A 14,558-nucleotide genomic window follows, 5' to 3' on the forward strand; every position below is an offset into this window, starting at 1 on the left:
CATGGTATTGTGTTCAACACCTAACAACAACTTGGGTATATGCTTCATCGACTATTTTGTGACGATTGCTTTCGCGATCTAGCTTAACGACCTAGTCTTTGCTATCGGCTTTAAAACCCATTGATATTGAGTTAATACAAAAACGTTGACCCGTCTCTGTTGGCCCATCGGGGAATACATGCCCTAAGTGAGAGTCACAGTGACTACACGTCACTTCAATACGTTGCATGGCTAAACTATTATCTTCTGTATAGACCACCGCGCCCGACTTGATCTCTTTATCAAAGCTTGGCCAACCGCAACCCGAATTAAACTTGCTATCGCTGGTAAATAATTCATTACCACAACATTTACAGTGATAAACACCCACCGTCTCATTGTTTAACAGCGTACCCGTGTAAGGATGCTCTGTGCCTTTTTTACGGCACACGTGAAACTCTTCATCCGTTAACTCAGCTTGCCATTCGGCATCAGTTTTAGTCACTCTAATACTGCTTTTATCTGTGTTTTTTATTTCTTTCTTCATACTCTTTTTATCCTCACGGTTAATGAGTAGATTGTAAGCGGCCGTACAATGTTTGATAAAGCCCTTCAACCTGTAATAATTCATGATGTTGTCCTGACTGGCTTATTTCGCCATCGTCGAGCACATAGATCAAGTCAGCTTGTTTAATTGCGCTGAGTCTATGGGCAATAATTAATGTCGTTCTGTCTTCTAAAAATTCGCTAAGGTTATGGTGTAAACGACTTTCGGTTTCGGTATCTAATGCCGATGTTGCTTCATCAAAGACCACCATTTGTGGTTTACTTAATACCATTCTCGCAATCGCTAAACGCTGGCGTTGACCACCAGAGAGACGCACACCATTACGTCCGACTAAGGTATCTAATCCATGACCCAGTTGTTTAATTGTTTCTGCCATTTCGGCAACTTGTAGCGCTTGCCATAATTCATCATCGGTAAAACGATTACCCATAGATAAGTTTTCACGTATCGAGGTATTAAACAAGATAGGTTGCTGTAATACCGTGGCAATATTCTCACGTACTTTATCATAACCAATCTGGTTTAGCGGCACATCGTTAATTAAGATCTCGCCTTGTTGTTTCTCATATAAACCTAATAACAGCTGCACCAGTGTTGACTTACCGCCGCCACTCACCGCAACAATCGCGACTTTTTTACCTTTCGGGATCACTAAGTTTACATTACGAATCACTTTGTTTTCACTATTGTAAGCAAAACACACGTCTTTGAATTCTACAGCAACCCCATCTTGACTCGCAAACGGGTCCACCACACACGAATATTGTGGCTCTTGCGTTAACTCAAACACACCATTTAATCGTTTCAATGCCGCCGAAGCTGCAAAGTAGGTATATTGAATACTTAATAACTCTTGTACTGGTCCCATCATAAACCACAGGTAACCAAATACCGCGAAGATCTGACCGATAGTCAGATCAGCAAAAACGACCATCAACATAGCGATCGCACGGAACACTTCAAAACCAATTAAGAAGATAGTGAAACTTAAACGGTTAACCGCATCGGTTTTCCATTGTGATTGGATCGCGCTATGGCGTAACTCACTCGCCGCATCAATAACACGGCTGAAGTATTGCTTCTCACGTTGTGCTGTACGTAACTGTTGGATTGCATCTAAGGTATCAATTAGCGCTTCTTGAAATGCTTCAAAGGCGGCATTTTCACGTGTTTTTAAGTTTTTAACCCGCTTACCAAACGAACGAGAAAAATAGATAACTGCTGGATTCAACAATAAGATGATTAAACCTAACTGCCAATCAATCCATAACAAGATCGCAGCCGTACCGATAATGGTGAGCATACTGACTAGAAACTTAGATAAGGTCTCTGCTAAGAATTTATCGATAGTTTCAACATCGGTGATACAACGAGAGCTGATCCCCCCCGATCCCTGTGTTTCATATTCGGTTAAGGATACCAGCGGTAAATGGTGCATTAACTTATTACGAATATAAAAACTTAGATTCTTACCAATGATCGTAAACTGTCTCGCTTGCCATACCGACAAGACTAAACTAGACAAGCGTAACAACACTACAAAACCAAGGATCGCCAGAATATACAGTTGCGGCCCCCACCACGATTCAGGGAACATATTTTGCATTACCTGTACCGCCGAACCGGGTTTTTCTAACAATACTTCATCTACGAGTAAAGGCATCATCAGCGGAATAGGGACACTGACTAAGGTGGCAAAAACGGCAATGATATGGGCACTAATTAATGGTTTCTTTTGGCGTAATACACGTTGACGGATCAAGCCCCAGCTAATCCGCGTACCTTTGTTTTGTTGCTGTGCTTGCTGAGATTGCGATTTAAATTGAGTATTTTCTTCTATCATAATTTATATAAAACCACACTTACCTTGATACTGTTGCGAATGATTATCAATTACAACATTATGCCGTAGATTCACTCGCAACAACAGCTTTAATGCCTTCGCTATGTACCTTGATGCAGATATCACCTTGTTTAAATGCAATCGTAGGATTTGCTAATGTTTCGCCTTCAACTTGTGGGGCTGAGCGTTTAATTTTAATACTGCTGTCATTAGCTAATAAGGCATCAATATCTGGATTAATCAAACGTAATGCCAGTTCTAACTCTGCCATATTAGTCGCATTACCCGGTAACACTAACTCTATGTGTTCCCAACCTTGTTGGGGATAATGCTTGGCAGGAAACGGTAGTTCGACACAATCAATCTGCCAATCACCTAACGTTAACGGCTCATCTAATACTATTATATATATCGGTCGACCGTTAATAATGCTGTCAGAAATAACCTTACCACGTTGTTTTAATTCAGCCAGTAGTGACTCTGCTGTTGCAATATCATTCACCCGCAGTGCGACATGATCGCACCATAACGCATCAGTTTTTAAATTTGATTGCTCAAGTAAACCAAGTGTATGTGAGAATGCTAAAATCGCTTTAGAGAATGCAGGCCACTGCTGAGTTAGATCTTGATATTGCATGGTAATTCCTTCAATAAGTTATCAAGTAATAATAACACAAGCCGCATTTTAACTGCGCGGTTTATAAAATAACCATTCTTGATTTAGTGCAAAAATTTGAAAGTTGACTCTAATTAGGTCAAAAACACAGAGCTTTTAGGACATTATCCTGTTAAATTAAAGAGGATTTATTTTAATAGCTTTTCATCAATTTACATAACTCTTCATACAATATGGGTGTACAAATGAATAATGCTTTTGATGCAGTAAAAAGTGCTCGTCGTAAAAACAAGCTAAAACGTGAGATCCTCGATAACGCGAAAAAGATCCGTGATAACCAAAAACGTGTCGATCTACTTGATAATCTACTTGATTATCTTACACCAGAAATGACTCAAGCAGAGATTGTTGAAATCATTGCGAACATGAAGTCAGATTATGAAGACCGTGTAGATGACCACATCATTACCGGTGCTGAACTATCTAAAGAGCGCCGTGAAATTAGCAAAAAGATTAAAGCAATAACAAAAGCTGTTCACGAAAAATAAGAAGAAATCGAACGCCATACACCTACACGATAATCCGCGCCCTAAATAAATCTAATAAGCGGATATCAATATTGAGATAAGCACCAGATACACAAGTACACTTGCGAGGTCTGGTGTTTTATCTTAATGCACAGCTTAATTCGTCTCCGTAAGTACCCTTGCCAATACATCCCACACAATAACGCACACGAATAACTAAAGATCTAAAATTAGAATGAAAGTAATACTAAGCGATATACTGCGCATCGAGTAAATCGTAGCCTGAGTTCGAAGCAACCTTGTTTAACCTAATATTAAACATGTCCTCAGCTAACTGAGAATTTAAAGTAGCTGGTGTAGGTCCTTGAGCAAAACAAGCCCCTTCGTGCAACGCTATCATTTGCGGACAAAAGCGACTAGCCAAATTTAAGTCATGAATGGCTATAATGCACAGCATATTATGCTGTTTTATATAGTCAGCTAATAACATCATTACCTGCAGCTGCCGCGATAAATCTAAGGCGCTGGTAGGTTCATCTAAAAGCAATACATCAGGATTACGGATCAAGCCCTGACCAATGCCCACGAGTTGTTTTTGACCACCACTTAAATCCGCTAAAAATTGATTAGCTAAATCACTGATATTAAGAAGCTGCATAATATCACTGACTTTTTTCTCTTTCGATTGTTGATTTATTGATTCAGATGCTAGATTAAGGGCAAGCATTAAGCCTTCAAAAACCGTCAAGCGAATATGGTAATCCGTTAGCTGAGGCACATAACAAACCGCTAAACTACGCTGTTTGCTAGGTATTCGATCGAGGTCCTGACCTTCTAGCATTATTTTTCCACTACGGTTTTTGGTAATACCTGCAATCAAACGAAACAAGCTCGATTTCCCCGTACCATTCGCGCCAATTAATGCCGTTAATACGCCTCGGTTAACACTTGCTATATTAAGGTTATTTAAGACCTTCTTTTTACCGTAACTAAGGTTGATATTTGACATTGATAAAGCCATTTTTATTTCTGCCTTATTGTAAAAATTAAAATGAAGAAACAAGGAATACCAATCAAGGATGTGGTGATACCTATGGGTAACAAAGCACCACTAATTACTAATTTACTAAGGACACTAGCTAGCGATAATAGACTCGCCCCAACTAAAATACTGCCAGGTAGGAAAAAACGTTGGTCTTCACCGAGTAATAAACGTGCTATATGAGGGGCCACTAAACCGACAAAACCTATGGTGCCAACAAATGCCACGGCAACCGAGGCTAATAACGCACAAGCCAACAAGGAAAATAAACGTAACCTATCCACATTAACCCCCATACTCCTGGCTTGTTCATCACCAAAACGTAACGCAGTTAATTGGTCTCGGTAGCAGAAAAAAAAGGTCAACATACTGAGTAATACCACAAGACAAATCATTACTTTTTCAAAACTGGCCCGTGCAAGAGACCCTAAGGTCCAAAAGACCAATTGTTGTAAGGCATCTTCACTGGCGATGTATTGTAAAAAAGCTAACAAGGCATTAAAGCTAAACATCAAGGCAATTCCGGCTAATACCAAGGTTTGATAACCCACGCCCCGCATCTTACTGATGGCAAACAACACCAAAGCACTGAGCATGGCAAATAGAAACGCATTAACCGATACGATGTATATGCCAGCAACAGGCAACACAGCCCAATCCAGAACAAAAGTTAAAGCAGCGCCAAAGGCGGCGGCGGCAGAGATCCCGAGGGTAAAGGGATCTGCCAACGGATTATTTAAAATAGTTTGCATCTGCGCACCAGCACAAGCCAGCATGGCCCCCACCAACATAGCAATCAGGGCGATGGGCATGCGTATTTGCCACAGAATTAAATCTAATTTAGGATCTGGGCAGTCCACTAAACAGGCACCGACCTCAAGCAAGCCATAACTGCTTGGCCCTGAGCTTAAATCCCAAATAAAACTAAATACTAATAAAACACTTAATGCCAATAAAATAAATGACTTAATTAAACGCTGGCGACGATAGAAAAAATGCTGCTGAGTGATAACAAGCTGAGAACTGCTCACGGTAATTGACTCCAAAAAATGCCTGAAGATTGAAATGGCATAAACTGCTTATGATATTCTTGCCAAACTTGCTGTGGATTCAAATCGGTAAACAAGCTCGGGTGCATCCACTTAGCCATCATCTGAATAGCGACAAAATAACCCGGGTGGTTATAAAATTGATGCCATATTACATATACCTGTTTATTTTTTACCACTGGCATTTGTGACCAACCAGTTCGCTGTACTAAGGCTTGCATACCTGAGTCGACCAGTGCTTGCTGCGCCGAATAACCCAGTGGCGGAGAAATACTCTGTTTTTTATGGGACCAGTCACCTGCTGTGGCGATAATGATATCAAAATCTTCTACCAGCAGAGTTTCCGGGTTTAAATCCACGGAAACACCCGAGGTTTTGCTACTGCCCCAATTTTCTCCGCCAGCCATCTCAGCAAATGCACCAAAATTGGCTTGACCAAAAATGCGGCAACAAGCCGGACCATTAATTCCAGCTGCACGTTCAAGTAATACTAGGGGTTGCTTATATTTATTTTCCGCTAACCTTTGTTCGACAATATCCAATTGCTTTTGCACAAAACTAGAGAACTTTTGTGCCTGCGCTTGGCGCCCTAAAACCTTCCCGAGAATGTTCATACTCGGTAAAAGGTTACTACTTAAATCATGGCGATAATCAATAAATAAATAGGGTATAGACAAAGCATCAAGACGGTTTAATGTTTCCGATTGCTGTAAACTTTCCCGATAATTAAGACTAAATATGACTAAGTCTGCATTTAAGCTAAAGGCTTGCTCAACGTCAAATTGACCAGTGTTAGGTCTCCCCACAGTTGGCTTATTAAGGAATGATGGATACAACTCAGTGAGTTTTTGCCAAGTGCCTCGATCGGCTTTAGCCAGATCATCAGCCATAGCGCGAATATTATGTCCTGGATTCTGAGGCTGCAGCGCCATCACCAAGTACATCATACGCCCTTCAGAAAGAATTATATTCTTTGGTAGTTGCTCGAATATGACCTGTCTGCCGCTCAGGTCTGAAACCACAAAAGCCTTACCTACATTAGGTAAAACTAAAAAAATCAGCAAAATAAGCCGTCTCATTAATTAACGTTATCGCCCTTTATTTGAATGCATAACTATTTAAATTAATTACTATAAGTAAGCAATAAGTTCAATGGCGCACCTTGATTATCAGCAGGTTGCTTCTCAATCTAGCACCACCATCATTCTAGTATTACCTTAAAGCTACAATATTGTGCACCTAAAGTGTCAAGCTAATAACTTAGCTTCGACATATTTCCATATCTTACATTCATTATCCTAGCGCCTTTAAATTAAACGTTGCAAATTTACTACATAACCACCAAGTAGTAAACGCAAATAACAATAATTTTCATTTACTACTATTAGATAATTAAAACATATACATATGATCAAGAAAGATACTTGATAAAGAAAGCAAATTTACGTTTTCTGTTTATAAAGTCGGTGTCTAGTTCTGGGTTTTCTTAATGATATTCAACGGATAATATCTGTATCAAAAATTGACCACACTTAAGAAGTGTTGAGAATTGGTAATAAAAAACAAAATGTTCACTCTAAGTGATTTATATAACCATTTTCTCTCGATAAAATAACACATAGTAATGATAATGATTTGCATTTGAGTTGTATGTATTTATAATACCTCGGATTTAGTTATATTATCCCGATGAATAAAGACAGTAATAGCGTGTATAGATAATAATTATCTACTTGTATAACAAAATGTATGGAGACATAATGTTAGTAACAAATACCCCTTTTAAATTAAACATCATTGTAATTTCTTTGTTAATGAGTCAACAAGTTTTAGCAGAGACGTCGATTACCCAACAAGAAGATAATCTTGGATATACGGTAATCACGGCCACCCGCAATCCAGAACAAAATTTGACCCTGCCCAATTCAGTCACTATTGTTGACCGAGAACAAATAGAAAGCCTGTCATCCAACGCCACTAGCTTAGGAGAAATCTTAGCTAAAACGGTACCCGGTATGGCAACTAGCTCACAAAGTATGTCTAATTATAGCCAAACGATTCGTGGTCGTAAGATACAAGTGTTAATTGACGGCGTACCGCAATCAGGTTCATTAAGAGGCTCATCACGAGATTTAGTCAATATTTCTCCTGATATGGTAGAACGAGTGGAAATATTACGTGGGCCTACAGGAATTTACGGCCAAGGTGCAGCAGGTGGTGTTATCAACATTATTACTCGTAGAGCCTCATCAGAAGCACTTGCCTTCACAACTAAAGTGTCAACACATGCACAAAGTGAAGACTTTAGTAAAAGCGCATCCGCTGATATTTTCCAACAGATTAGTGCTGCGAGCGAAGACACCAGCTATATTGCTTCAGCAAAGTATGCCAGCACTGGATTATTTTATGATGCAGAAGGTGATGCAATCCCAGTCAGTCCGCATGGTCAAGGTGGGGTCAGTGATTCTGAAGACTACGACCTATACGGGAAAATAGTCCATTATCTAGATGACAATCAAAGTGTAGAGTTATCAGTAATCACCTCACGCTTAGCACAAGAAAATAATTATCACACGGTTAATGGCCAGTACGGTAAAGACAAAGCGACACAGGGCGATGGGCCTGAGAAAAATGCGATCGGACAAGAGAATGAAAATTGGTCGGTTAACAGTAAATATCACCACGATGATCTAATGGGCAGCCAGTTAACCTTGCAGGCGTACGCGCAAGGCAGCAAGGCAACAAATAAATACAATACTAAAAACAAAGCGCAGTCTGTAACCGATTCAGACAAATTAGGCCTACGCCTTACTGTAAATACTGAATTTGAAAGCTTTGTTAATGGTTCTGTTTTTTGGGGCACTGATTTAGCACAGGAAAAAGCAGGCCAATATATGACAGACGGCCGACTTTGGTCACCTAATCTCGAACAACAAACTATCTCCCCTTTTGCGAATGTACGTTTACAACTAACAGACAGTTGGATCTTACGTTTTGGCGCGCGTTATGATCTTTTTGATTTAGATATTGATACCTTCCAAGTGAATTTTGGAAAAAATAAAGGCGATACAGTCACTGGTGGTGATTTAAGCTATTCTGCAACCACTTATAATGCCGGCTTAACCTATCTTATTAGCGATACTCACTCTGTTTACGCTTCTTATTCGGAAGGTTTCTCTTTACCTGATGTTGGCAGGATTTTACGTGATGGTGGCGCAGGTAGCGTCGCGTTACTAAACCCTGAACCAATACGAGTGAAAAACTATGAAATTGGTAGCAAAAGCCAATGGCAAAATATTGATGCGAATATTGCCGTATTTTATAACACTTCTGATTTAGGCCTACGTTTTGTAGGTGATGCCAACGATACTAATTTCAGCCCTAAACGTGAACCAGAAAAAATCTATGGTATAGAGCTAGCCTTGAATTACAACATCAGTAATGACTGGAACACTGGCGGTACATTTAGCTGGCAAGAAGGAAAGTCAGACTCTAAAGACAATGGGGATTATGACGATTACCTAACTGGCGAACGTATTCCTCCCACTAAAATCACCGCATTTATATCAAATCAAACGAGCGAAAATTGGCATAACCAATTAGATGTACTTTATTCAGGAAATCGAGATAAATTTGCAGATAACAATGCAGCAGCCGATGTTGACCCGAGCGATAAAGTTAAACGTCAATACGCCGAAGGCAAGGTAGAATCTTTCACCGTTGTTGATTTTGTTAGCCGTTATCAGATGCCAGTAGGTCAAGTCACTTTCTCTGTGGCAAATTTATTTAACCACGATTATTACACTGCCGAATCACAGTTCAGAAACCGTGATGCACAATATGCAAAAGGTATTGGACGTGTCTTTGGTCTTGCCTACAGCCTTGACTGGTAATTCAATTAAAAGTGGCTGGTAAGCCACTTTTATTAAGGAACAAATATGATACAAAGTTACGATCAAATCTTGCACCAAAATCTTGCAAAAATCTATTCTCTACGTGGTTTTTTAAATTGTTTTTGCCGTGAAGTAGCTGGACCACAAGGCGCACTTTCTTACCCAGAAGATATCATTAACTTACCCGACAGTATTTTTCAAAGCTTACAAGAAACTGGTGGGATTTTATTAAACATCGACCTACATGATGGACAATTAATATGTGTGGTTGATAAAAAGTCACAAAGTTACCAATACCGTTATTTATCTTATTTTTTATTTCAAAATAATACCCAAGATCAACAGGAATTAGACTGGGATGAGTTACAAGTTATACTGTTAAACGATCTTGCGAGTCGTTTTAATACCGATGCTAATGATGAATTATTAGCACAAATGAATAATAGTGAACAAGTATTAGCTTATTTATTATTAAATAGAAAAAGATCAAAAGAATCAACAAACCTCTATCTTGAATCAGAATCTAAATTATTACTCGGTCATGCCACTCACCCTGCGGCCAAATCACGCCTAGGTTTTAGTCAGCAAGATATACTAGATTACTCCCCAGAATTACGCGCTAGCTTTCAGTTACATTATTTCGCGGCAAAGAGCGACAAAGTGAAACGTTTAGGCACAGGTTTGAGTGATGACACATTACGTGATTTTTCAGCTACCTATGATAGTTTACCGCCTGATTATGCATTATTACCTGTGCATCCTTGGCAGGCAAAATACCTGCTAAAACAGGATGTAATTATAAAATTAATCGAACAAGGTTTATTAATTGATCTCGGTGTCCGCGGAAAAAAACTAACAGCAACGTCATCGCTACGTACCTTATATAATCCAGAATTGGATTTTTTTATTAAAGGATCCCTCAATGTCCGCATCACAAATTGCGTACGTAAAAATGCCTATTACGAACTTGAAAGCGCAGTTAAGTTAACCGAACTATTAACACCTAACTTTAATCAATTAGAAAAAAAATACCCAGGTCTTAAAATCATGCATGAGCCTGGTTGTTTGACTCTTGATTTTGATGAATTAGATGCAGAAAAACGAGTACAAATAGAAGAAGGTTTCGGGGTTCTATTTCGTGAAAATCCAACTGAATTACGAGAGCAAAACATCTTATTAGCTGGCTCTCTCTTCACCCAAGGTGTATCGGGGGAAAGTAATGTAAAAACCCATATTTGGCATCTTTCACAGCGCAATCAAATGAGCTACGAACAAAGCAGTTTATTATGGTTTAGAAGTTACCTTGATGCATTATTGCCAAGCATGTTTGATGCCCTGTTTGAACACGGGTTAGTGTTTGAGCCGCACCTACAAAATATTTTAATCAAACTAGAGCAAGACTTAGTGGCAGGTGTTTGGATCCGCGATTTAGAAGGTACCAAGCTCAATAAGCAAACGTGGCAAGCCCAACAGCTCTCAAGCATGAGTGAAAAGGCAAGTAGTAGTGTGTTATACGATCAAGAGAAATGCTGGAATCGCCTCGCTTATTGCTTATTGATTAACAATATTGTGCAGGCGATTTTCTGCATCGCTAGACGAGAGTCGGTACTTGAAGCGCGACTTTGGCATCAAGTACGTTTAACGATTCAACAGTATTTAGCTCAAAGCGACAGTGAATTTGCAGCTAACAAGCTAGGTGATTTATTAGCAGGAAAAGCGATCCCTAATAAAGCAAACTTGATCACAAGATTTTTAAAACGCGCTGATAAACAAGCTGAATACACTGATTTCCCCAATCCTTTAGGGTTTCCTCGTGTTATCCCAACTAAAGTGAAGGAAAAAGTATGAATCACTATCAACAAAGCCTAGCGTATACCTATCAGCAAATAAATCAAGAATCCGCGCAGCTTAGTGAATTATGGTTTTCACAGCTGCAGGATGATACGCTGCAAGAAAAGCAATTATCGGTCGTCGATATACGCGCACAATTTACCAATGCACAGCGACGCTGTTTAGTCACATTATGTAAGTCGATGTTGCGAGAAGGTATCTTTAATGCACCAGAAAACCTACAATTTTCTGATAACAATGCTTATTTACGCATCAATAATACGCCGTTAACCTTAAAAATAGAAAACATTGAACAGGTGCGCTATGGCTTTCTGGAAGGTTTTACAGGATTAACCTTACACGAAGATGATCAGCTTATTTACGTCTTGGACGAACCGACTAAACTATTGGCTCTATTACAGGTTTGTACAAACTACTCTTTAATAGAAGTACAGCGATTCGCACATGAGTTGCTGAATTCTATGTTAAACGACGCTTTGTTTTTAAGCTATCGTCTCGTGTGGGGACAAAAAATAGAACAACAAAGAATACAGACTGGGTATGCGAGCTTCTGGTCTTGGGTTAAAAACTTAAATGGACAAAATAATAACTGCTTGCTACTAGAGCAATGGGGAACAGTCGGTCACCCGATCCACCCCGGTGTAAAATGTAAACAAGACCTAACGGCACAGCAAGTATTAACCATGTCACCCGAGTTTCAAGCGAATGTTGCAGTACGTCTCGCTGCAGTCAAAATCGGTTTATTCTCCATCGAGGGTTATCAACAGTCTCAGTATCAAGAATGGTTTGCCGAACAATATCCAGAATGGCAACAACGCTGGAAAATAGCATTAACAACGCAGGGCTTCGACGCGAATGATTATATTCCTGTGCCCGTACACCCATTCCAGGCCGATAGCTTTTTACCCGAAGTATTTGCAGACTTAATTGTGAAGCAGGACTTATTACTACTCGACTCAGGACCACAAATAAACTGTGGTCCAACGATGTCTTTTCGTACCTTAGTACCTGAAAACTCAGAATCTTACCCACATATAAAACTGCCGATCGCAATGCGACTAACCAGTGCGGAACGCGTTTTATCCAATCGTTCTTGCCATATGGGACCAAGAGTGAGCCAATTTTTAGAGACCATTGCTGAAAAGTACCCTGAGATTGGCTGTAAATTACGTGTTATGCGCGAAACACCAGGGTTACATTATGCTGGCGATAAATACAGAGAAGAAAAATATGGCAAATACTTTTCGGTGCTATTTCGTCAGAACCCCCGTGAAAAGTTAATCGATAATGAGGTTGCCGTACCTGTTGCGACGCTCATGGCTGACACCCCGAGTTCGGACTCTTTATTTGCAGAGATAGCCCAAAGCAATCAACTTTCTATCGCGTCCGTTTTAGAAACTTATCTTGATGTGTTGCTGACGCCAGTACTACAAGTATATTTACGCTTTGGCATTAGCCTAGAGGCTCATCAGCAAAATTCCATGATGATTTTTAATGATAATGGCCTACCACAATCATTACTGTTAAGAGATTTTGGGGCTTTTAGAGCACACCAAAACACATTTATCTCGAGTGGTGAAAAACTTGAGTTTCATCAAGATAAAAGTGTACTCAGTAATGACAAACAAGATGTCAGAAATAAACTATTACACGCGGTATTTATTTGTCATCTTTCAGAGTTAATTAACCACTTGGTCGTGCGGGGTTATATTGATGAAGCACAGGCTTGGAAAATGGCTTATCAACGTATTGCTACTATTTTCGAGCACACTAAACATAATGCGCCAGCGCAATGGTGGGCTCAAGAATATCAAGCGTTATTAAATGAACCTTGGCAAATGAAACGTTTCACTTTAATGAGATTAGCCAATAACAATGAATATAACTATCAGGCATTGTTGAATCCTTTAAGTCAGGAGGCGGTACTAGATGCCAACCAATGTGATTCGTTTACTGTGGTTTAGTCAAATAATCGCGATTGGTTCGATGGAAATGAGTGGCCCTTTTTGGCCACTTATTTTATCTCAACAGAGCCAAGGTGTCAGCTTATCAGTATTTTCTGCCCTCATTTATATATTACCTCTATTAGGAGCCATGTTTAGCGCGCCAGTCTGGGGGAAATTAGGTGATCGTATAGGGCATAAATATATGATATTAAGAGCACTATTTGTTTTAGCTCTATCACAATGTTTATTACTTTATGTGAAAGAAGTGGAATGGGTTTGTTTGATCCGCTTTGTACAAGGGGTTTGCGCAGGGTCGATTGCTGCAATGCAAGCCTATGCCTTACGAACCAGTAAGACACAAGAACAAGGTCAGATTTTGGGTAAACTACAATCATCTGTTGCCGCCGGTACGCTATTAGGACCCGTTTTAGGCGGAATGCTAATCGATTACTGGGGGTTCAATAGCGTGTTTACATTAGGCTCCGTCAGTTGCTTGCTGGTATTTTTTGCCGTCGCCTTGTTATTACCTGAAGATAAAAATGGTCCAGTTAACAAAGCGAGGGGGAAGTCTACAGCGCGAGTTATTTCACCTCCTCTTTTTAGTCTCCCCGTTTTACTCTGTTTGTTAGCATTGGCACAACTTGCTAAACGTTTGCCTAGTAGCTTTTTTGCCATTTATGGGCAAGACGTATTAGAAGCAAGTTCATTTCAAATCGGCATGCTATACGGATTAACCGGCTTCGCTATTTTACTCTTTGCTCCTTATTGGGGACGATACTTTGACCGAGCCAATAATCAACAAATAAAAAACAGTCTGCTTTTAATCTGTACCATGGCAGGTCTATCACAATTTGCCTTTAGTTTTGTAGAACAAAGCTTGCTACTGGCAGGCTTATTACGCTTTATATGGGGTATTTTTCTTGCCGCTATTTTACCGTTGTTATTTATGCAGTTACGAAAATTAGTGACGACAAATGACATTGGCAAAAGTATCGGTATGGGCCACAGTGCGAGCAAGCTTGGCGCATTAATAGGTATTGGAGTTGGTGCGATTAGTATAAGTCTTTTAGCGATAAATCAAGGGTTTTCAATGATTGCAGTGACTTACATGATTATGATTCTTTTGATCGCCATATGCGCTAAAAATAAAAATAAAGATAAAAAGGAAAATTAAAATCACACTAAAAAAGACCATAATTTCAACATGATGGTCTTTTTATTTTCACAATAACAATGCTAATCTA

The 14,558-nt window shown here is 39.6% G+C and carries 11 protein-coding genes; 5 read left to right on the forward strand and 6 right to left on the reverse strand.

Annotated elements, in window-relative coordinates:
* Positions 1 to 91 precede the first annotated feature (91 nt).
* Genes msrB through HWV03_RS16585 form a run of 3 tightly spaced genes read right to left on the reverse strand, consistent with a single transcriptional unit; the run spans position 92 to position 3,027 of the window.
* A complete protein-coding gene (gene msrB / locus HWV03_RS16575; protein ID WP_211676895.1) occupies positions 92 to 526 on the reverse strand; it encodes a peptide-methionine (R)-S-oxide reductase MsrB in 435 nt (144 codons plus the stop codon).
* Between the two features lie 19 nt (positions 527 to 545).
* Positions 546 to 2,390, reverse strand: a complete 1,845-nt coding sequence (locus HWV03_RS16580) for an ABC transporter ATP-binding protein (protein WP_211676896.1) — start codon at positions 2,388 to 2,390, stop codon at positions 546 to 548.
* A 58-nt stretch (positions 2,391 to 2,448) separates the two neighbouring features.
* A complete protein-coding gene (locus HWV03_RS16585; RefSeq protein WP_211676897.1) occupies positions 2,449 to 3,027 on the reverse strand; it encodes a VOC family protein in 579 nt (192 codons plus the stop codon).
* 224 nt (positions 3,028 to 3,251) lie between these two features.
* Between HWV03_RS16585 and HWV03_RS16590 the strand changes: the two genes are divergently transcribed.
* On the forward strand, positions 3,252 to 3,554 hold the full coding sequence (locus HWV03_RS16590) for a DUF496 family protein (RefSeq protein WP_211676898.1): 303 nt from the start codon (positions 3,252 to 3,254) through the stop codon (positions 3,552 to 3,554).
* A gap of 226 nt (positions 3,555 to 3,780) precedes the next feature.
* Here the strand turns inward: HWV03_RS16590 and HWV03_RS16595 are convergent, their stop codons facing one another.
* Genes HWV03_RS16595 through HWV03_RS16605 form a run of 3 tightly spaced genes read right to left on the reverse strand, consistent with a single transcriptional unit; the run spans position 3,781 to position 6,703 of the window.
* The gene (locus tag HWV03_RS16595; protein ID WP_211676899.1) at positions 3,781 to 4,542 is read right to left on the reverse strand and encodes an ABC transporter ATP-binding protein; all 762 of its coding nucleotides are present in this window, start codon (positions 4,540 to 4,542) and stop codon (positions 3,781 to 3,783) included.
* Between the two features lie 14 nt (positions 4,543 to 4,556).
* Entirely contained in the window at positions 4,557 to 5,606 is a 1,050-nt protein-coding gene (locus tag HWV03_RS16600) for a FecCD family ABC transporter permease (RefSeq protein WP_211672599.1), read from the reverse strand.
* Positions 5,603 to 6,703: an ABC transporter substrate-binding protein gene (locus HWV03_RS16605; protein WP_211676900.1), complete on the reverse strand. Its 1,101-nt coding sequence runs from the start codon at positions 6,701 to 6,703 to the stop codon at positions 5,603 to 5,605. Before HWV03_RS16605 ends, HWV03_RS16600 begins: the two co-directional genes overlap by 4 nt.
* Before the next feature lie 681 nt (positions 6,704 to 7,384).
* On the opposite strand from HWV03_RS16605, the gene HWV03_RS16610 reads away from it, so the two are divergent.
* The 4 genes from HWV03_RS16610 to HWV03_RS16625 are packed head-to-tail and all read left to right on the forward strand — an operon-like array spanning position 7,385 to position 14,488.
* Complete coding sequence (locus tag HWV03_RS16610; protein WP_211676901.1) at positions 7,385 to 9,517, forward strand: TonB-dependent receptor; 2,133 nt, start codon at positions 7,385 to 7,387, stop codon at positions 9,515 to 9,517.
* Positions 9,518 to 9,562: 45 nt separating this feature from the next.
* Positions 9,563 to 11,365: an IucA/IucC family protein gene (locus HWV03_RS16615; RefSeq protein ID WP_211676902.1), complete on the forward strand. Its 1,803-nt coding sequence runs from the start codon at positions 9,563 to 9,565 to the stop codon at positions 11,363 to 11,365.
* Complete coding sequence (locus tag HWV03_RS16620) at positions 11,362 to 13,332, forward strand: IucA/IucC family protein (RefSeq protein WP_211672603.1); 1,971 nt, start codon at positions 11,362 to 11,364, stop codon at positions 13,330 to 13,332. The genes HWV03_RS16615 and HWV03_RS16620 overlap by 4 nt, the downstream gene beginning before the upstream one ends.
* Positions 13,298 to 14,488 (forward strand): MFS transporter, encoded by a 1,191-nt coding sequence (locus HWV03_RS16625; protein WP_211676903.1) that lies wholly within the window; start codon positions 13,298 to 13,300, stop codon positions 14,486 to 14,488. Before HWV03_RS16620 ends, HWV03_RS16625 begins: the two co-directional genes overlap by 35 nt.
* Positions 14,489 to 14,558: the final 70 nt, after the last annotated feature.

This window comes from Moritella sp. 36, from assembly GCF_018219415.1.
In the GTDB taxonomy this organism is placed as follows: Bacteria; Pseudomonadota; Gammaproteobacteria; order Enterobacterales; family Moritellaceae; genus Moritella.

Coding starts and splice junctions, on each gene's coding strand:
- msrB (WP_211676895.1), bottom strand. CDS start 526: ATGAAGAAAGAAATAAAAAACACAGATAAAAGCAGTATTAGAGTGACT.
- HWV03_RS16580 (WP_211676896.1), bottom strand. CDS start 2,390: ATGATAGAAGAAAATACTCAATTTAAATCGCAATCTCAGCAAGCACAG.
- HWV03_RS16585 (WP_211676897.1), bottom strand. CDS start 3,027: ATGCAATATCAAGATCTAACTCAGCAGTGGCCTGCATTCTCTAAAGCG.
- HWV03_RS16590 (WP_211676898.1), top strand. CDS start 3,252: ATGAATAATGCTTTTGATGCAGTAAAAAGTGCTCGTCGTAAAAACAAG.
- HWV03_RS16595 (WP_211676899.1), bottom strand. CDS start 4,542: ATGTCAAATATCAACCTTAGTTACGGTAAAAAGAAGGTCTTAAATAAC.
- HWV03_RS16605 (WP_211676900.1), bottom strand. CDS start 6,703: ATGAGACGGCTTATTTTGCTGATTTTTTTAGTTTTACCTAATGTAGGT.
- HWV03_RS16610 (WP_211676901.1), top strand. CDS start 7,385: ATGTTAGTAACAAATACCCCTTTTAAATTAAACATCATTGTAATTTCT.
- HWV03_RS16615 (WP_211676902.1), top strand. CDS start 9,563: ATGATACAAAGTTACGATCAAATCTTGCACCAAAATCTTGCAAAAATC.
- HWV03_RS16620 (WP_211672603.1), top strand. CDS start 11,362: ATGAATCACTATCAACAAAGCCTAGCGTATACCTATCAGCAAATAAAT.
- HWV03_RS16625 (WP_211676903.1), top strand. CDS start 13,298: ATGCCAACCAATGTGATTCGTTTACTGTGGTTTAGTCAAATAATCGCG.